The 19,688-nt window shown below is 70.4% G+C and carries 19 protein-coding genes and 1 tRNA gene; 8 read left to right on the top strand and 12 right to left on the bottom strand.

The window, feature by feature from the left end; translation table 11 throughout:
- Positions 1 to 22: 22 nt before the first annotated feature.
- On the bottom strand, positions 23 to 3,277 hold the full coding sequence (locus OIE47_RS19085; protein ID WP_326562834.1) for an efflux RND transporter permease subunit: 3,255 nt from the start codon (positions 3,275 to 3,277) through the stop codon (positions 23 to 25).
- Positions 3,278 to 3,481: 204 nt separating this feature from the next.
- On the opposite strand from OIE47_RS19085, the gene OIE47_RS19080 reads away from it, so the two are divergent.
- A complete protein-coding gene (locus OIE47_RS19080; protein WP_326562833.1) occupies positions 3,482 to 3,973 on the top strand; it encodes a MarR family winged helix-turn-helix transcriptional regulator in 492 nt (163 codons plus the stop codon).
- A gap of 193 nt (positions 3,974 to 4,166) precedes the next feature.
- Here the strand turns inward: OIE47_RS19080 and thrC are convergent, their stop codons facing one another.
- The 4 genes from thrC to argS form a co-directional block, all read right to left on the bottom strand.
- Positions 4,167 to 5,216 (bottom strand): threonine synthase, encoded by a 1,050-nt coding sequence (thrC, locus tag OIE47_RS19075; protein ID WP_326562832.1) that lies wholly within the window; start codon positions 5,214 to 5,216, stop codon positions 4,167 to 4,169.
- Between the two features lie 160 nt (positions 5,217 to 5,376).
- Positions 5,377 to 6,723, bottom strand: coding sequence for a homoserine dehydrogenase (locus OIE47_RS19070; RefSeq protein ID WP_326562831.1), 1,347 nt, complete (start codon positions 6,721 to 6,723; stop codon positions 5,377 to 5,379).
- Positions 6,720 to 8,105: a diaminopimelate decarboxylase gene (gene lysA / locus OIE47_RS19065; protein ID WP_326562830.1), complete on the bottom strand. Its 1,386-nt coding sequence runs from the start codon at positions 8,103 to 8,105 to the stop codon at positions 6,720 to 6,722. The genes OIE47_RS19070 and lysA overlap by 4 nt, the downstream gene beginning before the upstream one ends.
- A 3-nt stretch (positions 8,106 to 8,108) precedes the next feature.
- The gene (gene argS, locus OIE47_RS19060) at positions 8,109 to 9,776 is read right to left on the bottom strand and encodes an arginine--tRNA ligase (protein ID WP_326562829.1); all 1,668 of its coding nucleotides are present in this window, start codon (positions 9,774 to 9,776) and stop codon (positions 8,109 to 8,111) included.
- A gap of 95 nt (positions 9,777 to 9,871) precedes the next feature.
- Between argS and OIE47_RS19055 the strand changes: the two genes are divergently transcribed.
- The 4 genes from OIE47_RS19055 (at position 9,872) to OIE47_RS19040 (ending at position 12,495) form a co-directional block, all read left to right on the top strand.
- On the top strand, positions 9,872 to 10,696 hold the full coding sequence (locus OIE47_RS19055) for a DUF3105 domain-containing protein (protein ID WP_326562828.1): 825 nt from the start codon (positions 9,872 to 9,874) through the stop codon (positions 10,694 to 10,696).
- Positions 10,697 to 10,711: 15 nt separating this feature from the next.
- Entirely contained in the window at positions 10,712 to 11,485 is a 774-nt protein-coding gene (locus OIE47_RS19050; protein WP_326562827.1) for a DUF305 domain-containing protein, read from the top strand.
- 102 nt (positions 11,486 to 11,587) lie between these two features.
- Positions 11,588 to 12,268, top strand: a complete 681-nt coding sequence (locus OIE47_RS19045; RefSeq protein ID WP_326562826.1) for a winged helix-turn-helix domain-containing protein — start codon at positions 11,588 to 11,590, stop codon at positions 12,266 to 12,268.
- A gap of 155 nt (positions 12,269 to 12,423) precedes the next feature.
- Positions 12,424 to 12,495: transfer RNA gene (locus OIE47_RS19040), tRNA-Arg, on the top strand.
- A gap of 169 nt (positions 12,496 to 12,664) precedes the next feature.
- On the opposite strand, the gene gap is transcribed toward OIE47_RS19040, so the two are convergent.
- Both gap and OIE47_RS19030 read right to left on the bottom strand, forming a co-directional pair.
- Positions 12,665 to 13,669, bottom strand: a complete 1,005-nt coding sequence (gap, locus tag OIE47_RS19035) for a type I glyceraldehyde-3-phosphate dehydrogenase (RefSeq protein ID WP_326562825.1) — start codon at positions 13,667 to 13,669, stop codon at positions 12,665 to 12,667.
- Positions 13,670 to 13,673: 4 nt separating this feature from the next.
- A complete protein-coding gene (locus tag OIE47_RS19030) occupies positions 13,674 to 14,267 on the bottom strand; it encodes a TetR/AcrR family transcriptional regulator (protein ID WP_326562824.1) in 594 nt (197 codons plus the stop codon).
- Positions 14,268 to 14,351: 84 nt separating this feature from the next.
- Between OIE47_RS19030 and OIE47_RS19025 the strand changes: the two genes are divergently transcribed.
- A complete protein-coding gene (locus tag OIE47_RS19025; protein WP_326562823.1) occupies positions 14,352 to 14,810 on the top strand; it encodes a PPOX class F420-dependent oxidoreductase in 459 nt (152 codons plus the stop codon).
- On the opposite strand, the gene OIE47_RS19020 is transcribed toward OIE47_RS19025, so the two are convergent.
- The 3 genes from OIE47_RS19020 to OIE47_RS19010 all read right to left on the bottom strand — a co-directional run bounded on the left by OIE47_RS19020 (position 14,811) and on the right by OIE47_RS19010 (position 16,229).
- A complete protein-coding gene (locus tag OIE47_RS19020) occupies positions 14,811 to 15,275 on the bottom strand; it encodes a hypothetical protein (RefSeq protein WP_326562822.1) in 465 nt (154 codons plus the stop codon).
- A gap of 8 nt (positions 15,276 to 15,283) precedes the next feature.
- A complete protein-coding gene (locus tag OIE47_RS19015; protein ID WP_326563159.1) occupies positions 15,284 to 15,697 on the bottom strand; it encodes a YciI family protein in 414 nt (137 codons plus the stop codon).
- A gap of 88 nt (positions 15,698 to 15,785) precedes the next feature.
- On the bottom strand, positions 15,786 to 16,229 hold the full coding sequence (locus tag OIE47_RS19010; protein WP_326562821.1) for a winged helix-turn-helix transcriptional regulator: 444 nt from the start codon (positions 16,227 to 16,229) through the stop codon (positions 15,786 to 15,788).
- Positions 16,230 to 16,318: 89 nt separating this feature from the next.
- Here OIE47_RS19010 and OIE47_RS19005 point away from each other — a divergent pair, with 89 nt between their 5' ends.
- A complete protein-coding gene (locus tag OIE47_RS19005; RefSeq protein WP_326562820.1) occupies positions 16,319 to 16,951 on the top strand; it encodes an NADPH-dependent F420 reductase in 633 nt (210 codons plus the stop codon).
- A gap of 6 nt (positions 16,952 to 16,957) precedes the next feature.
- On the opposite strand, the gene OIE47_RS19000 is transcribed toward OIE47_RS19005, so the two are convergent.
- Both OIE47_RS19000 and OIE47_RS18995 read right to left on the bottom strand, forming a co-directional pair.
- On the bottom strand, positions 16,958 to 17,683 hold the full coding sequence (locus tag OIE47_RS19000) for a GAP family protein (protein WP_326562819.1): 726 nt from the start codon (positions 17,681 to 17,683) through the stop codon (positions 16,958 to 16,960).
- Positions 17,668 to 18,327 (bottom strand): TetR/AcrR family transcriptional regulator, encoded by a 660-nt coding sequence (locus tag OIE47_RS18995; protein ID WP_326562818.1) that lies wholly within the window; start codon positions 18,325 to 18,327, stop codon positions 17,668 to 17,670. Before OIE47_RS18995 ends, OIE47_RS19000 begins: the two co-directional genes overlap by 16 nt.
- A gap of 343 nt (positions 18,328 to 18,670) precedes the next feature.
- On the opposite strand from OIE47_RS18995, the gene OIE47_RS18990 reads away from it, so the two are divergent.
- Positions 18,671 to 19,657, top strand: coding sequence for a glycosyltransferase (locus OIE47_RS18990; protein WP_326562817.1), 987 nt, complete (start codon positions 18,671 to 18,673; stop codon positions 19,655 to 19,657).
- The last annotated feature ends 31 nt before the right edge of the window (positions 19,658 to 19,688 follow it).

The following is a 19,688-nucleotide window of genomic DNA, read 5'->3' as shown; positions in this document are numbered from 1 at the left end:
GCTGTACTGCTCGTTCCCCGGACTACTCCGCCGGTGGCAGCGGCGAACGCCGGGTCTTCGGCAGCCGGAGCACCTCGAACTGGTCGGTGCCGTCGATCAGCGCACCCGACGGACGGGGTGCCGCGTCGACACCGAAGCCGCCCCCGTCGGTCGTGCCGCCGGCCGTACCGGTGACCGGCGCGCCCGCGCCGACCAGCGCCGGCTCCGGCCCGGAGGGGATGCCGCCGTCGCCCTTGGCCAGGTTGCGCCGCTCGCGGCGACGCTCCCGGCGGCCCTCCACCATGGTGTAGAGGGTCGGCACCAGCACCAGGGTGAGCAGGGTCGAGCTGAGCAGACCGCCGATCACCACGACCGCGAGCGGCTGCGAGATGAAGCCGCCCTCACCGGTCAGACCGAGCGCCATCGGCAGCAGGGCGAAGATGGTCGCGATGGCGGTCATCAGGATCGGCCGCAACCGGCGCCGTGCTCCCTCGACCACCGCTTCCTGCACGCCCAGCCCCTGTTCCCGGTACTGGTTGATCAGGTCGAGCAGCACGATCGCGTTCGTCACCACGATGCCGACCAGCATCAGCACACCGATCAGGGCCGGTACGCCGAGCGGCGTACCGGTGACCAGCAGCAGGCCGATCGCACCGGTGGCCGCGAACGGGATCGAGACCAGCAGGATCAGCGGCTGGATCAGGCTCCGGAACGTCGCCACCATGATCACGAAGACGATCGCGATCGCGGCGAGTACGGCGAGCCCCAGGTCGGCGAAGGCGTCGGCCTGCTCGGCGGTGACCCCGCCGATGGTGAAGGTCGCCCCCGGTACGTCCAGCGCGTCCAGCTTCTTCTGCAGCTCGGTGCTGGTGGCGCCCAGGTTGGCCCCGGTGGCGGTGCCGGTGACGGTGACACTGCGCTCGCCGTCGATCCGGGTGACCGACACCGGACCGGCCACCTCGTTGACCGTGGCGAGGTCACCGAGCTTGACCGGGCCGATCGGCAGCGCCTTGAGCTCGTCCACCGTTGCCGGGGCGGACCCGGAGCGCAGCACCACGTCCTGCTGGTCGTTGCCGAGCGACACCTGCCCCAGCGGGCTGCCCCGGAACGCCTGCCCGACGAACTGCCCGACGGCCGCCTCGGAGAGCCCGAACTGGGCCGCCTTGGCCCGGTCCACCGTCACGTCGATCCGCGGTGCGCTGTCGGCCAGGCTGCTCTCGACGTCCTCCACCTCGGGGGTGTCGACCATCGCCTGGCGTACCTGCTCGGTCGCCCGCGCCAGCACGTCGTTGTCGGCGGCCTGGACGATCACCGCGAGCTGGTTGGTCGACTGGCTGCCGCCGCCGAAGGTGATCTCACCGGCGTTGCTCAGTTTGTCGAACTCGGCCCGCAGCTTGTCCTTGAGCGGACCGGCCTCGGTCCCCTCGTGCAGCGCCACCGAGAAGCTCGCGTTGGCGGCGCCGCCACCACCGCCAAACGGGCTGTCGCCGCCCCCGGCGGTCACCTGGTACGTCTCGACCCCGTCGGTCTTGGCCAGGATCCCCTCGACCTGCTTGGCCGCGGCGTCGGTGGTCGCCAGGCTGGTGCCGACCGGCATCTTCTGGCTGATGCTGACGGTGTCCTGCCCGGAGTCGTCCAGGAAGTTCGTCTTGAGCTGGGTGGAGAGACCGAACGTCGCGAAGAGCACCACCAGGCCGATCGCCACGGTGGACCAGCGGCGCTTGGTCGCGAAACCGATCACCGGGAGGTACGCCCGCTGGAGCGGACTGCGCAGTTCCTTCTCCTCGGCGGCGGCGCGCACCGCGGCCTCCCCCTCGCCACCGGCTGCCGGCTTGAGGAACCAGTACGCGAGCACCGGGATGACGGTCAGCGAGACCACCAGCGAGGCGAGCAGGGCCACCGTGACGGTGATCGCGAACGGGGCGAAGATCTGCCCGACGAAGCCGCCGACCAGGGCGATCGGCGCGAACACCGCGACCGTGGTGAGGGTGGAGGCGGTCACCGCCCCGGAGACCTCGCGTACGCCGGTGATGATGGCCCCGCGCTTGTCCTCCCCGTACCCGAGGTGCCGTTTGATGTTCTCCAGGACGACGATCGAGTCGTCCACCACCCGGCCCACCGCGATGGTCAGCGCGCCGAGGGTGAGCAGGTTGAGCGAGTAGTCGCCGATCCAGAGCGCGATCAGGGCGACCACCACGGAGAGCGGGATCGAGACCGCGGTGACCAGGGTGGACCGCACCGACAGCAGGAACACCAGGATGACCAGGACCGCCATCACCAGGCCGAGCAGGCCCTCGGTGGTCAAACTTTCGATCGACTTCTCCACGTACGGCGCCTGGTCGAAGACGACGGTCAGGTCGGCTCCGGACGCCTCGCCGAGGTCGGCGAGCTTGTCCCGGATCTCGTGGGAGATCCCCACCGCGTTGCCGTCCGGCGACGCGGTGACCTGGATGCCGAGGCTCTCCTGACCGTTGGTCCGGGTGAACCCGGTCGCCGGGGCGACCTGCTGCTCGACCGTGGCGATGTCGCTGAGCTTGACCGCGGGGGCGCCCGGAGCGGTCGGGCTGACGAAGATGCCGCGCAGGTCCTCGATGGTGCCGATCCGGGTACCGATCTGCACCGTACGGGCCTGGCCGCCGTCGACCAGGGTGCCGGCCGGGATGGCCACCCCGTTGGCCTTGAGCGCGGTGCCGATGGCTGTCGGCGCGATGCCGAGCCCGGCGAGCTTGACCGGGTCGGGGGTGATCACGACCTGCTGGTCGGGCGCACCGGTCACCTCGACCGTGCGCACCCCGTCGATCCCCTCGAGTTCGGGTACGACCGTGGCCCGCAGCTTGTCGGTCAGCGCCTGCTTGTCCCCGCTGCCGCTGGCGGCCAGTACGACCGCCGGCAGGTCGTCGGTGCTGCCGGCGAAGACCAGCGGGTCGACGCCCTCGGGCAGCTGGGTGCTGATCCGGTTGAGCGCGGTCTCCATCTTGTTGACCATGTCGTCGAGGTCGCTGCCGAACTCGTACTCGACCTGAACCGTCGTGGCGCCCTCACGCGAGGTCGAGGTGACCTTGCTGAGGCCGGCGACGCCCTGGAGGCTGTTCTCGATCGGCTCGGTGACCTGCGCTTCGACGATCTCGGGCGAGGCGCCCGGGTAGCTGGCCACGATGAAGGCCGCCGGGAACTCCAGCGACGGTAGGAGTTGCTGCTTCAGCGAGGGGACGGCGTACACCCCGAAGCCCGTGATCACCACCGCTATGAGGGCGACCAGCCCCCGGTTGGCGAGACTGAGTCTGGCAAACAACGACATGGGCGAGCTCTCCTGGGGAAGTCAGGGCGCGACACGAATATTTTGCCTGACACGAACAATTCGCGTGAGGCCGGGGGTGCCTGCTAACGTCCGGTGGCCAGTGGCAACGACCTCCGTCACCGCCACCACCGCGGCGAGGAGGCGGGCGGAGCGTTGGCCGACCGGACCCGGCTCATCGGCGCCATCATGGATGGTCAACGTCGGATGCAACAGTTGTTCGCCTCCGACCGCTCCGATCCGTTCCTGTCGCTGCACCTCACCCTGCCGCAGCTGAAAATTCTGATCCTGCTCTCGCACAGCGGCAGCGCGTCCGGCCGGGAGCTGTCCGGCACCGTCGGGGTCAGCCTGGCGACCATGACCGGCATCGTCGACCGCCTGGTCGCGCAGGATCTCGTGGTACGGGGTGAGGACCCGCGCGATCGTCGGGTCCGCCGGGTCGAGCTGAGCCCGTCCGGCCATAAGCTCATGGAGGGCATCCTCAACGCCGGCAACACCCGGATGCAAAGCCTCCTCAGCCGGCTCTCAGTCGACGAGCTGGCGACCGTCGAGCGGGCCACCGCCCTGCTCGTCGCCGCGGCGGCCGCCGAGCAACTCGATGCCGCCCCGTCCACCCCAGACCCCGCCGCGACCCCCTACGACGACCCCACCGAACCCGGCACAACAGCGAGCACCGACCCCCCGAACGCCAACCAGTAGAACCCGCCCGACAACCCCCCGCCGACCCCCGCACCACCGATTCCCTCGACGATCTTGCACTTGTGGCGCCTGGATTCGGGGCACTCATCCGGATTTGTGACCCACCACAAGTGCAAGATCGTCGCGCTGTCCGGTGGGCGGGTGGGTGGGTGTGCGGGTGGGTGGGTGGGTGGGTGGGTGGGTGGGTGGGTGGTCAGACTAGGTCGAGGGCGCGGGCGGCGGCGATCACGTCGTTGCCGATGGTGGTCGGGGACGGGGCGGTGGAGATCGCCCACTCAGGATCCTTCAGCCCGTGGCCGGTCACCGTGCAGACGATCGTCGAGCCGGCGGGAACCGTACCCGCCTCGGACTGCTGGAGCAGCCCGGCGACACTGGCCGCGCTGCCCAGCTCCACGAACGCGCCCACCTCACGGGCGAGCAACCGGTACGCGGCGAGGATCTCCCGATCGGTCACCGCGGCGATCAGCCCGCCGGAGGCGTCCCGCGCGTCCAGCGCCCCGGTCCAGCTCGCCGGGTTGCCGATCCGGATCGCGGTGGCGATGGTGGACGGCTCGCGTACCGCCTCGCCGTTGACGATCGGGGCGGCACCGGCCGCCTGGAAGCCGTACATCTTCGGGTGGCGGGTGGCGTTACCCGCCTGGACGTCCTCCCGGTAGCCCAGCCAGTACGCGGTGATGTTCCCCGCGTTGCCGACCGGCAGGCAGTGGATGTCCGGGGCGTCGCCGAGCGCCTCGACGATCTCGAAGGCGGCGGTCTTCTGGCCGTGCACCCGGTCCGGGTTGACCGAGTTGACCAGCGCCACCGGGTAGTCCTGGGAGAGCTTCGAGGCGAGCGCCAGGCAGTCGTCGAAGTTCCCCTGGACCTGCAACAGCTTCGCCCCGTGGACCAGCGCCTGGGCCAACTTGCCCAGCGCGATCTTGCCCTGCGGCACCAGGACCGCGCAGCTCAGCCCGGCGCGGGCGGCGTACGCGGCGGCCGACGCGCTGGTGTTCCCGGTGGAGGCGCAGATGATCGCCTTGTTACCGGTCTCGACCGCCCGGGAGACCGCCACGGTCATCCCCCGGTCCTTGAACGAACCGGTCGGGTTGGCCCCCTCCACCTTGAGGTAGACGTCGCAGCCGGTACGGGCGGAGAGCACCGGCGCGGGCAGCAGCGGGGTGTTCCCCTCGTGCAGCGTGACGACCGGCGTGGCGTCGGTGACCGGCAACCGGTCCCGGTAGGCCTCGATCAAACCCCGCCACATGTCGATCTCCTCGTCGATGCGTTGCCGCCGGTACGGGCGGACGCCGGGTGAAGGTGGGTCAAGCGTGACCCAGGGTGCCGGTGGCCACGCCCGCGCACCCATGGTTACCCATCTGGCGGGACACCGTCGTCCCCCGCTCGGCTCCGCCCGGCAGCCGGACTCAGACGCCGCCCTCGACCCGGAGCACGCTGGCGATCGAGCGGACGATGTCGAGACCGCGCAGTTCCTCGACGGTGGCGGCGAGGGCGGCGTCCGGGGCGGCGTGCGTGACGATCACCAGGATCGCGTCACCGCCGCGCCCGACGGTCGCCGTACCGCCGGTGTTGCCGCCGGTGCTCGCGGACGCCTGCCGGACGGTCGCGATCGACACCTCGTGTCGGGCGAAGACCCCGGCCACGGTGGCCAGCACCCCGGCGCGGTCGGCCACGTCGAGGCTGATGTGGTAGCGGGTGACCGCCTCCCCCATCGGTCGGATCGGCAACGCCGCGTACGCCGACTCGCTGGGCGTACGGACGCCGGCCAGCCGGTTGCGGGAGACCGCCACCACGTCGCCGAGCACCGCGCTCGCGGTCGGCGCCCCGCCGGCACCCCGGCCGTAGAACATCAACTGCCCGGCGGAGACCGCTTCCACGAAAACCGCGTTGAACGCGTCGCCGACGCTGGCCAGCGGGTGGCTGCGCGGGATCATCGCCGGGTAGACCCGGACCCCGATCGACTCGGCCCCGGTGGAGTCCGGGCCGCGGGAGGCGATGCAGAGCAGCTTGATCGTGCAGCCCATGGCGTTGGCGCTGGCCACGTCGGCGGCGGTGACCTCGGTGATGCCCTCGCGGTAGACGTCGGCCGCGCTGACCCGGGTATGGAAGGCCAGCGAGGCGAGGATGGCGGCCTTGGCCGCGGCGTCGAAGCCCTCCACGTCGGCGGTCGGGTCGGCCTCGGCGTACCCGAGTTCGGTGGCCTCGTCGAGCGCCTCGGCGAAGCCGGCCCCGGTGGCGTCCATCGCGGAGAGGATGAAGTTGGTGGTGCCGTTCACGATGCCGGTGACTCGGGTGATCTTGTCGCCCTGCAACGACTCGCGCAGCGGGCGCAGCAGCGGGATCGCACCGGCGACCGACGCCTCGTAGTAGAGGTCGGCGCCGCTCTCCGCGGCGGCGTCGTGCAGCGACCCGCCGTCCTCGGCGAGCAGCGCCTTGTTCGCGGTCACCACGCTCTTGCCGGCCCGAAGCGCCTCGACCAGCCAGGTGCGGGCCGGCTCGATGCCGCCGACCATCTCCACCACCACGTCGACGTCGTCCCGTTTGACCAGTCCGAGCGCGTCGGTGGTGAAGACCGCCGGATCGACCGGGAGGTCGCCCCGGTTGCGGCCCTGCCTGCGGACCGCGATGCCGGCGATCTCCAGCGGTGCGCCGATCCGGGCGGTGAGGTCGGCGGCCTGCTCGTGCAGCAGCCGTACCACCTCGCTGCCGACCGTTCCACAACCGAGCAGCGCCAAGCGGACAGGCTTTGTCATCCCACATCCAATGCCAGCAGATCGTCTTCGGTCTCCCGCCGGACGATCACGCGTGCCTCGTTGCCGCGGACCGCCACCACCGGGGGCCTCGGGACATGGTTGTAGTTGCTGGCCATGCTCCGGCAGTAGGCACCCGTGCCGGGCACGGCGAGAAGATCTCCGGGCTGTACGTCGGCGGGCAAGAATTCATCCTTCACCACCACATCCCCGGACTCGCAATGCTTTCCCACCACACGGGCGAGGATCGGCTCCGCTTCGGAACGCCGGTTGGCCAGGGTGGCCGAGTACGAGGCGCCGTACAGGGCGGTACGGATGTTGTCGCTCATCCCGCCGTCGACACTCACGTACGTCCGCAGGCCGTCGACGTCCTTGACCGTGCCGACCTCGTACGCGGTGAACATGGCCGGGCCGATGATCGCGCGGCCGGGCTCGAAGCTCAGGTGCGGCTTGGCCAGCCGCAGCCCCTCGCACTCACCGTCGACGATCTTGTTGATCCGCTTGGCCAGGTCGTGCGGGGTCGACGGGTCGTCCTGCGTCGTGTACGCGATGCCGAACCCGCCGCCGAGGTCCAGCTCGGGCAGCTCGACCCCACGGGCGTCGCGGATCTGCGCCTGCAGGCTCAGCACCCGCCGGGCCGACACCTCGAACCCGCTGGTGTCGAAGATCTGCGAACCGATGTGCGAGTGCAGCCCGCGCAGCTCCAGCACGTCGTCGTCGAGGATCCGGAACGCGGCGGCAGCCGCCGCCCCACCGGCCAGCGAGAAGCCGAACTTCTGGTCCTCGTGCGAGGTCGCGATGAACTCGTGCGTGTGCGCCTCGACCCCGACCGTGACCCGGAGCAGCACCCGGGGGCGGACCCCGCGCTCCCGGGCCAGCTCGGTGAGCCGGTCGATCTCGTCGAACGAGTCGACGATGATCCGGCCGACCTCGGCGTCGAGCGCCCGGGACAGCTCGCTGACCGACTTGTTGTTGCCGTGGAAACCGATCCGCTCGGCCGGCATGTCGGCGGCGAGCGCCACCGCCAGCTCACCGCCGGAGCAGACGTCGAGGAACAGCCCCTCCTCGGCGATGATCCGGACCACCGCCTTGCAGAGGAACGCCTTGCCCGCGTAGAAGATGTCCTCGCCCGGGAAGGCGGCCCGGAAGTCCCGGCAGCGCGACCGCAGGTCCTCCTCGTCGAGGACGTAGATCGGGGTGCCGAACATCTTGGTCAGCGCCCCGATCCGCAGGTTGCCGACGGTCAGCTCACCGTCGGCGTCGCGGGTGACGGTCCGCGGCCAGAGTTGCGGCACGAGGGCGTTGACGTCCTCGGGGGTACGCAGCCACGCCGGTCCCCGGCTGCCGAGGTCGCCGTGCAGCGCCCCGGCCTCGTGAGCACGCATCACTTACATCTTCTCCGGGGCAGAGACCCCAAGTAGTTCCAGTCCATTGGCGATGACCGTGCGGGTGGCGTCGACCAGCCACAGCCGGGCCCGGTGCAGGTCGGTGATCTCCTCGTCGCCCTTCGGCACCACCTGGCAGTTGTCGTAGAACCGGTGGAACGACTGCGCCACCTGCTCCTCCAGGTAGCGGGCGACCCGGTGCGGCTCACGGAGCTCGGCCGCGGTGGCGAGCACGGCCGGGTACTCGGCCAGTGCCTTGAGCAGCTCGTTCTCCTTCTCGTGCTCGAGCAGCTCGGGGCGGAACGCTTCCGGCTCCCCCCTGGTCAGCCCGACCTCGGCGGCATGCCGGCTGACCCCGGCGGTACGGGCGCCGGCGTACTGGACGTAGTAGACCGGGTTGTCGCTCTTGGCCCGGGTCCAGAGTTCGACGTCGATGTCGATCGGCGAGTCGCTGGAGTAGCGGGCGAGCGCGTACCGGGCGGCGTCCACCCCGATCGCCTCGACCAGGTCCTCCAGGGTGACCACGGTCCCGGCCCGCTTGGACATCCGCAGCGGCTGGCCCTCCCGGACCAGGTTGACCAGTTGCCCGATCAGGATCTCCAGGGTCTGGTCCGGGTCGTCACCGAAGCAGGCGGCCATCGCCCGCATCCGACCGACGTACCCGTGGTGGTCGGCGCCCAGCATGATCACGACCCGGCCGAAGCCGCGCTCCCGCTTGTCCAGGTAGTACGCGCAGTCCGCGGCGAAGTAGGTCCACTCGCCGTTGGACTTGCGCAGCACCCGGTCCTTGTCGTCACCGAAGTCGGTGGTACGCAGCCAGGTGGCGCCCTCCAGCTCGTAGGTCCGCCCCTGGTCGGTCAGCCGGACCAGGGCCAGGTCCAGCTCGCCCCGGTCGTGCAGGTCCTTCTCGTTGAAGTAGACGTCGAACCGGACCCCGAACTGGTCCAACGAGGAACGGATCTCGTCGAACATCAGCGCGACGCCCTCGACCCGGAACACCTCCTGGGCCACCGCGTCGGGGCGGTCGAGCACGTCCGGGTGCAGCGCCCGGACCGCCTCGGCGATCTCCGCGATGTACGCCCCGCCGTAGCCGTCCTCGGGAGCCGGCTCCCCCTTCGCGGCGGCGAGCAGCGAACGGGCGAACCGGTCGATCTGCGACCCGGCGTCGTTGAAGTAGTACTCGGTGGTGACGTCGGCGCCGGTCGCCCGGAGCAGCCGGCTGAGCGCGTCGCCGACCGCCGCCCACCGGACCCCGCCGATGTGCACCGGCCCGGTCGGGTTCGCCGACACGAACTCCAGGTTGATCCGCTCGCCGGCCAGTACGTCGCTGCGCCCGTACGCCCGACCCGCCTCGACCACCACGCGGGCCAACTGCCCGGCGGCTGCCGCGTCGAGACGGATGTTGAGGAAGCCCGGTCCGGCGATCTCGACCGATTTGATGCCGACTGCCCGGCTCAGCTCCTCGGCCAGGCCGGCGGCCAGCTCGCGGGGCGGTACGCCGACCTGCTTGGCGAGCTGCATGGCGAGCGTGGAGGCGTAGTCGCCGTGCTCGGGGTTGCGCGGTCGCTCCAGGGTCACCGACTCCGGGAGCAGGGAGGGATCGAGCCCACGGGAAATGAAGACCGCCTGTGCGGCGGTACGGACGACCTCGGCGAGATTGGCGGGAGTCACCGAAACATGTTACCGGGGGTAGACTCGGTCACTCGGCGGACACCCTGCGCCTTTGTGACCCGCCACCCCCTGACCGACCGACCTGACGAGGCACCATGAGCATCAGCACCCAGGGTGGCGATCAAAGCCGTCCGTCCGTGGTCAGCACCGGTAAGAAGCCGGCGGCCGGTGGAAAGCCGGCGGCGGGTGGCAAGCCAGCAACCGGTAACTCCGGTGGCGGCCGTCCCGGCGGGCAAGGTCGAGGCGCGGGCGGTGGCGGCAAGGGCCCCCGCAAGCCGATCGCCCCGGTCAAGGTCAGCCAGGGCCGCAGTTGGGGCCCGATCGCCCTGTTCGTCGCCGTCGGCGTACTCGCCGTCGGAATCATCGGCTGGGGCGGCTGGGCGGTGTTCCAGGGTGCCAAGCCCTGGGCCGAGCAGGCCGCCGGCATCGACGGGATCAAGGACTACCGGGAATCGCCGGACAAGTCGCTGACCGCCTCGGACCACGCCTGGGGCCCGGTCAGCTACTCGCTCACCCCGCCGGTGGGCGGCAAGCACAACTTCAACTGGCAGAACTGCATGGGTGACGTCTACGACGCGCCGATCGCCAGCGAGCACGCGGTGCACAGCATGGAGCACGGCGCGGTCTGGGTCTCGTACAAGACCGGGCTCCCGGCCGACCAGGTGTCGAAGCTGGCCGAGAAGGTGCGCGGCAACGAGTACATGCTGATGAGCCCGGTCGACAACCTGGACAAGCCGATCTCGCTGCAGGCCTGGGGCTACCAGCTCAAGGTCGACAACGCGGACGACAGCCGGATCGACACGTTCATCCGGTCGCTGCGTACCAACGCCGGCATCGAGCAGGGCGCCAGCTGCTCCGGCGGCATCACCGCCACCGGCACCACCCCGCGTGACCTCGGCAAAGACGGCGCAACCCAGTAAGAAGTAAGGACACCGATGGGTACAGCAACCCGCCCCGACGCGTCGGCTCCGGCCGGCGCGTCGGGCGCCGACGATCCGCGACTCGAACAGCTCGAAGACCTCGGAGACGAGGATTTCGAGCGGGACGGCTCGTCGGGCGACGACGACGATTCCGACGACTTCGACGACAACTCGGCCACCGGTGAGGGCCATCGCCGGTTCAGCACCGGCTGGGTGGCCATCGGGATCGCGGTCGGACTGGTCCTCGGCGTGGTCGCCGGGTTGCTGATCCCGGGGCTGACCCGGCCCGGTGAGACCTCGGTCGAGGCCGGGTTCGCCCGGGACATGTCGACCCACCACGCCCAGGCCGTCGAGATGGCCATGCTCGCGCACGAGAAGGCCACCGACCCGGACGTACGGACGCTCGGTGCCGACATCGCGCTGACCCAGCAGGCCCAGATCGGCATCATGCTGACCTGGCTGCGCGACTGGAAACTCGGCCCAACCGGTTCGGCCCCGAGGATGGCGTGGATGTCGGACGGCGGCGGCACGGTCCGGGACGGTCTGATGCCGGGCATGGCCACCGACGCCGAGCGGGCCCAGCTACGGGCGGCGACCGGGCAGGACTTCGACACGATGTTCCTCCGGCTGATGCTCAACCACCACCTCGGCGGCATCCACATGGCCGAGGCGGCGCTGGACGAGTCCGACGACGAGCAGGTGCAGTCCCTGGCCGGGACCATGGTCGCGGGCCAGAAGAAGGAAATCACCGCAATCCAGGCACTGCTTGACAAAGTAGGCGCAAAGTAGCCCGCTCTACCCCGTACGTACCGTTATGCCCGACTGTGCACTTTAGGGAGTTTTCTCCGTAGATATCGTGACCAGTCATGATCCGGGCTCGTTGCCCCAGTCGTGGGGGTTGTTCTCAAGGACGCGCGACGTTCCGTCACCAGTTGGTGCCGGCGGCACACCATCGGCGGCGACGGCGCGGTGGCCGCTCGGCGCGGGCAGCGGTCGGGCCCGGCAGAGGCACTCAGCCGCGATCAGGAGCTCGAACTGATCGACGCGCTGCGGGGCAGGTACCCGGACCAGTTCGGGTTCGACGATCCGCTCTGGACCAGGCAGAGCGTCACCGCCCTGGTCGAGCGCCAGTTCGGGCTCACGATCGAACCGGCGACCGTCGGCGAGTACCTGCACGCCTGGGGACTCGGCCCACGGGAGCCCACCGACCGCGCCTGCGGCCTCTGCGTCGACGCCGTACGCATCTGGATGCGGCAGGAGTACCCCGGAATCGTCCGTTCCGCCCAGGAGCACCGCGCGGAACTCTGCTGGCTCGGTCGTACGCGACTGCACGGTGTCGCACCGGCGGCCGACGTCATCTCCGCGATGTCCCAGCGAGGACGGATGAAGTTCATGATCACCACGCCTACCGTGGATCCACCGCTGCCCCGGGACTTCCTGCTGCGGCTGAGCGGCGTGGACGGCCGGTTGGTGCACGTGGTGGTGGACGGATCCTGGGGGCGGGGCGAGTGGCCCCGGCGGCTCCCACCCCGGATCGCCCCGTACGCGTTGCCTTCGTGTGGTCGTTCCTGAAGGTGGTGGGGTTGGGGGCGGCGTACCTACCCCACTCTGGGCGGTCATGCTTGATCCCGACGTGGGGCACGCCGCCCCCAACCCCTGGCGGCACGCCTGGTGGATACCGATTCGGCTGCCGAGCCGGGTGTTTGCTACTCTTTCCCGGTCGCTGAGCCCCCGTAGCTCAGGGGATAGAGCACCGCCCTCCGGAGGCGGGGGCGCAGGTTCGAATCCTGCCGGGGGCACACTTGCTAAGAAAGCTTTGACCAGCACGAAGAGGCCCGTAACCAGGGGAAACCCGGTCGCGGGCCTTCATCGTTCATCCAGCGTGTTCGGCTGTCCACAGCCATCCGCCGCCAACAGCGCCAAATACGCGCCAACGTTTCCGGGGCTGTCAAGGGTGCCTGCCGGACGTCAGGCGGCTGCGGCGATCCGTTCGGAGAACTCGACGAGGCGGTTGGAGAACCCCCACTCGTTGTCGTACCAGCCGAGCACCTTGACCTGGTTGCCGACGGCCTGGGTCAGCGGCGCGTCGAAGATCGACGAGTAGGGATTGCCGACGATGTCCGCCGAGACCAGCGGCGCCTCGGAGTACTGCAGGTAGCGCTGCAGCCGCTCGGAATTGGCCGCCTCGCGGAACGCCGCGTTGACCTCGTCGACACTGGCGCTCTGTCGCAGGACCACGGTGAGGTCGGTGATCGAACCCACCGGGACGGGGACCCGCAGGGCGGCGCCGGTGAGGCGCCCGTCGAGTTCGGGGATGACCTTGCCGATCGCCTTGGCCGCGCCCGAGGACGTCGGAATGGTCGAGACGGCGGCCGCACGGGCCCGACGCAGGTCGGAGTGCGGGGCGTCGTGCAGTCGCTGGTCGCCCGTGTACGCGTGGACCGTCGTCATCAGGCCGGACTCGATGCCGAACGAGTCGTTCAGCACCTTCGCCAGCGGCGCGAGCGAGTTCGTGGTGCACGAGCCGTTGGAGAAGACATCGTGGCTGTCCGGGTCGAGCGTGTAGTCGTTCACCCCGAGGACGAACGTGGGGACGTCCCCCTTGGCCGGCGCCGAGATGATGACCTTCCTCGCGCCGCCCTTGAGGTGGGCCGCGGCCGTGACTCCGTCCGTGAAGTGGCCGGTGGACTCGATGACGACGTCGGCGCCGACGTCACCCCAGGGGATGGTGGCGGGGTCGCGCTGCGCGAAGACCCTCATGCGCGTGCCCTGAACGGCGATCGCGTCGCCGTCGAAGGCGACGCCGTCGAGGTGGCCGGAGATGGAGTCCCACTCGAGCAGGGTGGCGAGCGTACGGGCGTCGGTGAGGTCGTTGACCGCCACCACCTCGACGTCGGCGTCGTTCGCCAGGGCGGCGCGCAGGTAGCTGCGCCCGATCCGCCCGAACCCGTTGATGCCGATGCGTACCGTCATGGTCTCACTTCCTCTTGTCGTTCTTGTCGTTCGGCGTGGCTGGTGCCGCCGCCCGGAGCAGGTCGAGGGCGCCGGCCTGGGCGTCGTCGAACGGGCCCGGGTCCTGCTGCGCGATCGCGAGCACGTAGCCGCCCTGCAGGACGGCCATCAGGGTGTGGGCGAGGCGCTCGGGGTCGAGGTCGTCCCGCAGTTCGCCGGCGGCGACCGCCTCGCGAAGCACCTTCACCCAACTCGCGTGGACCTGGGTGAACGCGCGCCCGACCGGCTCGAGCAGCACCGGGTCCTCGCGGACCTGCGGGTCCTGGGTCATCCGGCCGACCTTGCAGCCCTTGAGGGCGTCGCGGGGACGCTTCAGGTAGGCCTCGATCCGGGCCATCGGGTCGCCCGGACCGTCGAGCTCGGACGTGGCCGGCAGCAGGTCGGCGACGTTGCGCTCGAGGGCGGCGAGCGCGAGGTCCCGCTTGGTCGGGAAGTGGTGGTACATGCTGCCCTGGCCCACCCCGGACCGCTCGCGTACGTCACGCGGGCTCGTGTCGGCGTAGCCGCGCTCCCACATGAGCTCGCTCATCGTCTCGACCAGCAGTTGTCGCGAGTCCATGCCGACAGTCTGTACATACCAGTAGGTACAGCGCAACCCGTTCCGCGCATACGAGGTGGATCATGCCCCGGCAACCTGCGTAACGTGGGGGAAGTCACGCTGCCCGAAGAAGAGAGCTGGAACATGTCCAAACCGCCGCTTCCCGAACCCGCCGTTGCCCTGCTGCGCAAGCCGAACCCGGCGGTCATGACCACCCTCAAGTCGGATGGTCAGCCGGTGTCCACCGCGACCTGGTACCTGTGGGACGACGGCCGGATCCTGGTGAACATGGACGAGGGACGCCGCCGGCTGAGCCATATCCGCAACGATCCCCGGGTGGCGCTCACCGTCCTGGACGAGGGCGGCTGGTACACCCACGTCAGCCTCATGGGGCGCGTCGTCGAGCTGCGCGAGGACACCGACCTGGCGGACATCGACCGACTCTCCCTGCACTACCGGGGGCAGGCGTACGCACGGCGGGATCGTGCTCGGGTCAGTGCCTGGATCGAGATCGACAACTGGCACGGCTGGGGTGCGCTCAAGGACAACAACCAGGTCGGGTAACTACTGGTTCTCGGCGAGGCGGGCGGCGCGGGTGTTGAGGTAGCGCTGTTGCGGGAGGCTGGTGGCCAGGCTGGCGGCCTTTTCGTACGACCTGCGGGCGCCGCCGTGGTCGCCGGACATCTCCAGCAGGTGGGCGCGGACCGCATGCAGGCGGTGGTCCCCGGCGATCCGCTGGTCGGTTTCCAGCTTGCCGAGCAGGTCCAGCCCCGCGTCCGCGCCCCGGGCCATGGCCACCGCGACGGCGTGGTTCAGGGCCACCACCGGGCTGTCGGACAGGCGCAGGAGCAGCTCGTACAGGGCGACTATCTGGGGCCAGTCGGTCGCCTCGGCGGTCGGTGCCTCGTCGTGGATCGCGGCTATCGCCGCCTGGAGCTGATACGGGCCGGTCGCCCCGCGCGGCAGCGCCTCGGTGAGCAGGCCGACGCCAGGGTTGCGCAGCAGGTCCTCGACCTCGGTGTCCGGCACGTCGTTGATCAGATGCTCAGTTCCTCGACGCCTTCCACGATCGGCCGTACGTCGACGTACCACTCCGGACCGGAGCCGCTCCGGTCCGGGTGGGGGGTGTTCGCCAGGCGCGCGGCGATCTCGGTGGCCCGGTCGAAGCTCCTGCACTCGACGATGGTGTAGCCGGCCAGGACCTCCTGGGTTTCGGCGTACGGCCCGTCGGTGACCACCGGAACACCGTCACGCAACTCGATCCGCCGGGCGTGGACCGGGGCGCTCAGCCCCTGGGCGTCGACGAACTCACCGGACTCGACCAGCTCGTTGTTCCACGCCGCCATGAACTCGTGCATCGCCGCCACGTCCTCCGCCGACCATGCCGGTCCGTTGCCGGGCTTGCCGGCCAGGACGTCGTAGTCCCGCTGCGAACCGGACAACAGGATCATGTACTTCACGAGAGTCCTCCTTCTCCGCCGGCACCTGAGTGGTGCCGTTCGACCGGGACGTCGGAGCCGCCGGCCCGGTCCGGACAGGTCAACCCGCCGCCGGACCGACGATTTTCCCGTCGTGGCGGGCGCGGGCGGCGTCCATCTCCGGGACGTGTCGCTCGGCCCAGTCGACCACGACCAGCATCGCTTCCAGGAGCCCGACGCCGAGGGGGGTCAGCCGGTAGTCGACCCGAGCCGGCACCCCGGCGGTGACCGTACGGATGACCAGTCCGTCGCGTTCCAGTCCGCGCAGCGTCTGGGTGAGCATCTTCTGGCTCGCCCCGGCGACCGAGCGGGCCAGGTCGGCATGCCGGCGGGGGCCCGACCCGAGTTCCTTGAGCACCAGGCTGACCCACTTGTCACCGAGCCGGTCCAGCACCCGGTGCCCCGGACACCCGGCCATCGCGTCCAGGTGCGTTTCCCGTGCCGCCGTCCGCCGTCGCGCGGCGTCCCGTGTCACCACCACGTCCTCCCGAAGTGCCCTGGGCACCCGGAAGTGCCTACTACCTGCGGCTGGAGGTCAACCGTAACGTCTGCGCCGGCTCCCACTCCCCCGCACGTGCGCACTCGGAGGCACAGATGACCCGCATCGCCATCCTCGGATCCGGCAACGTGGCCCGGGCGCTCGCCGACCCGCTCGCGGCCCACGGCCACCCGGTCGTGGTCGGCTCCCGTACGCCGGAGGGCTTGATCTGGGGTGGCGACGGCGTCGCCGTCGCGTCCCCGGCCGACGCCGTCGCCGGGGCCGAGATCGTGGTCAACGCCCTGCCCGGCGCGGTTTCGGTCCGGGCCCTGGCGGACCTGCGCGGTCCGCTCGCCGGCCGGATCCTGGTCGACGTCGCCAACGGGGTACGGATCGGCGACGACGGGTTCGCCACCGCGCTGCTCCACCCCGGCAGCAGTCTGGCCGAACAGATCCAGGCGGCCCTGCCGGCGACCTTCGTCGTCAAGGCGCTGAACACCATGCACGTGTCGCTGATGGCCGACCCTGGCGGCCTGCCCACCCCGCCCACGGTGTTCGTGTCCGGCGACCGGGCCGAGGCCAGACAGGCCACCGGGCGGTTCCTGGCCGACCTGGGTTGGCGGGCCGAGTGGGTGGTCGACCTGGGCGGCCTCGTCACGGCCCGGTGGACCGAGACCTTCCCGCTTGCCGTACGCCCACTGGTCGCCGCCCTCGGACCGGTCCCGTTCGGGCTGGCGATAGCCCGCTGAGCCGCCCTACTTCGCCCCGGAGAGGGTGTCGATCGCGTCGAAGAGTCCCAGTTCCCCGGCCGCGTTCGAGGCCAGCAGGAAACCGGCGATGCCGACGATCCACCCGGTGGTCTCGGCTGCGCTGCGGGTCATCCACCCGTTGACCCAGACGAGTACGGGCTGCACCGCGTTGGCCGCGATCATCCGCGCGCCCAGCAGCACCAGCGCCGGCAGGATCATCACCAGGCAGTATCCGGCGAGTACGGCAGCGGTCACCGGCAGTGCCAGTTCGGCCGCGCTCAGCAGCCCGATGGCGCCCAGGTACGGCAGCATCGTCGCCGCCTCCAGGGTGACCGCGGTCAGGGCCAGGGCGATCAGTGCCTTCGACGACCCCTCGCCGGTCATCGCCCGCTCACGCCACCGCATCAGCCGACCCGGCTCGGATCCCGACTTCTTCCGACCGGTGCGGAAGGCGAGGACGAGCAGGACGATGCCGAGGATGAGCTGCACCACCTGGACCGGTGTGGTGTCGAGCAGCGGTCGGATGTCGTCCAGCAGCGCCGCGGCACCGGCGGTCAGTGCGACGCCGAGCGCGAGGTAGAAGACGGCGACGGTGCCGAGGAAGATCAGTAGCCGGGACGCGTGCAGGCGGCCGGGGGCGAGCATCATCCAGATCGGGATCAGCAGTGTTCCGAAGCTCGTGCTGTCGATCAGAGCTAACAGGACCAGGGATCCGATCAACCCGGCGTCCATCGACCATCCTCTCGTACGGCGGATTCCAGCGTTTCGAGTCGCCGGCGCAGCAGGTGGCGTACCTGTGCCGGCGGTAGTTCCTCGGGGAAGGTGGCGCCCTGCAGGGTGAGTCCGTCTACGAAGGTGTGCAGGTCCGCCGCTCCGGCTTCCAGCACCTCGCCGGGCAGGGGCGCGGTGAGGTCGGCCGGCCAGGGGCACCCGGCGATCTCGGCCACCGCGAGCCGGCAGATGTACCGTTCGCCGCGCCAGCCCGCCTCGCGCAGGTCGTCGAAGCCGCGGTCGACCCTGGCCCTGGTCAGGAACGCCAACCAGACCAGCCCTTCGGCGAGTCGCTCCTGGTCGAGCGGCAGGAGTTCCTCGATGATCCGTTGCGCCCGTTCGAGGCCGGGTTGGCCGGTCGCGAGCTGGACCCGGAGTCGCTCGGGCGTACGGCGGAGCATCACCTCCAGGGCGAACCGCAACAGGCCCTCCTGGGTGGCGAAGTAGTAGCGCAGGGCCCCCATCGACCAGCCGGCCTCGGCGGCCACCGCGCGTACGGTCGCACCCTCGACGCCGGCTCGGGCGACCACGGCCCAGACCGCCCGAGCGAGTTCCTCCCGACGCTGATCATGGTCGACGACCTTCGGCACGACCCTTTGTAGCACCCATCGACCAGCGTTTCAACACAAGCGTGCGAAATAAAACCCGACAGTGCCTACTCAGCGAGCGGTTCGTGAATCCGGCAATACCTGTTGAACCCGCCGATCCGATAGGGAAAGGTCGGTGGGTGCGTATCCTCTTCAGCTTCGCCGGTGGCAGTGGCCACCTCATCCCGCTCGTGCCGATCGCCGGCGCCGCCCGGGCCGCCGGTCACCAGGTCGCTTTCGCCTGCACGGCCGGGATGGCCGCAACGGTCGAAGCATCCGGCTTCACGGCCCTCGTCACCGAGACACCCCCGGCCGACGGCCCGCCGCAGGGTACGCCCACCGCGCCCCCGAGCGCATCCCGTTGCGGCCGATCGACTTCGCGCAGATCGACCGCGAGGTACGCGAGATCTTCGCCGGCCGGGCCGCCCGGCGGAACGCCGAACGGACGCTCGACATCTGCCGCACCTGGCAACCCGACGTGGTGGTCTGCGACGAGGCGGACTTCGGCACCATGGTCGCGGCCGAACGCCTCGGCCTGCCGTACGCGAGTGTGCTGGTCCTGGCCGCCGGTTCGTTGATCCGGCCCGACCTCGTCACCGAACCGCTGAACGAGCTGCGCGCCGCGTACGACCTGCCGCCCGACCCCGAACTCGCCATGCTCAGCCGTTTCCTGGTGCTCGCCCCCGCCCCACCGAGCTATCGCGATCCGGCCTGCCCGTTGCCCGCCACCGCGCACTCGATCCGCCCGGTCACACCACCGCCGTCGCCGGCCCCGACCGCCCTGCCGTGGGAGGGGCGGACGGAGGGTCGGCCCGGTGTCTACCTCACCCTCGGCACCGAGTTCCCGATCGAATCCGGTGACCTGTTTCCCCGGCTCATCGCCGGGCTCGGGGAACTGGACATCAACCTGCTCGTCACGGTCGGAAAGCAGCTCGATCCGGCGGAGTTCGGCCGGCAACCGGAACACGTACGCATCGAGCGTTACGTGCCCCAGGCGCTCGTCCTGCCCCGGTCCGACCTGGTGGTCTCGCACGCGGGCTCGGGCAGCGTGCTCGGGGCGCTGGAACACGGCCTGCCGATGGTGCTGGCGCCGATGGGCGCCGACCAGCCGGCGAACGCGGCCCGCTGTGCGGAACTCGGTGTCGGCCGGGTGCTCGACGCGTTCAGCGTCACCCCGGACGCCGCCGCCGAGGCGGTCACCACCGTGCTCACCGACGACGGCTACCGCCGGGCCGCCGTACGGCTTCGGGACGAGATCGCCGCGCTGCCCGGACCCGACCATGCGGTGCCGCTGTTGGAACGACTGGCAACGGAAAAGCGACCGGTGCTCGCCGCCGGAAGAATATGACCCGGAAATGCCGGGCGACGGTAAGACCAAT

The sequence above is a fragment of the Micromonospora sp. NBC_01796 genome (assembly GCF_035917455.1).
GTDB lineage: Bacteria > Actinomycetota > Actinomycetes > Mycobacteriales > Micromonosporaceae > Micromonospora_G.
The sequence above is the reverse complement of the archived record's forward strand: the minus strand, read 5'-3'. Positions and strand labels throughout refer to the sequence as shown.

Bases quoted from the DNA above. Each gene is read 5' to 3' on its own strand.
- thrC (WP_326562832.1), bottom strand. From the start codon at position 5,216: ATGTGGCGGGGTTTGATCGAGGCCTACCGGGACCGGTTGCCGGTCACC.
- OIE47_RS19005 (WP_326562820.1), top strand. From the start codon at position 16,319: ATGACCCGCATCGCCATCCTCGGATCCGGCAACGTGGCCCGGGCGCTC.
- gap (WP_326562825.1), bottom strand. From the start codon at position 13,669: ATGACGGTACGCATCGGCATCAACGGGTTCGGGCGGATCGGGCGCAGC.
- lysA (WP_326562830.1), bottom strand. From the start codon at position 8,105: ATGCGTGCTCACGAGGCCGGGGCGCTGCACGGCGACCTCGGCAGCCGG.
- OIE47_RS19000 (WP_326562819.1), bottom strand. From the start codon at position 17,683: ATGGACGCCGGGTTGATCGGATCCCTGGTCCTGTTAGCTCTGATCGAC.
- OIE47_RS19080 (WP_326562833.1), top strand. From the start codon at position 3,482: ATGCAACAGTTGTTCGCCTCCGACCGCTCCGATCCGTTCCTGTCGCTG.
- OIE47_RS19055 (WP_326562828.1), top strand. From the start codon at position 9,872: ATGAGCATCAGCACCCAGGGTGGCGATCAAAGCCGTCCGTCCGTGGTC.
- OIE47_RS19070 (WP_326562831.1), bottom strand. From the start codon at position 6,723: ATGACAAAGCCTGTCCGCTTGGCGCTGCTCGGTTGTGGAACGGTCGGC.
- OIE47_RS19085 (WP_326562834.1), bottom strand. From the start codon at position 3,277: ATGTCGTTGTTTGCCAGACTCAGTCTCGCCAACCGGGGGCTGGTCGCC.
- OIE47_RS19050 (WP_326562827.1), top strand. From the start codon at position 10,712: ATGGGTACAGCAACCCGCCCCGACGCGTCGGCTCCGGCCGGCGCGTCG.
- OIE47_RS19030 (WP_326562824.1), bottom strand. From the start codon at position 14,267: ATGGACTCGCGACAACTGCTGGTCGAGACGATGAGCGAGCTCATGTGG.
- OIE47_RS19015 (WP_326563159.1), bottom strand. From the start codon at position 15,697: ATGATCCTGTTGTCCGGTTCGCAGCGGGACTACGACGTCCTGGCCGGC.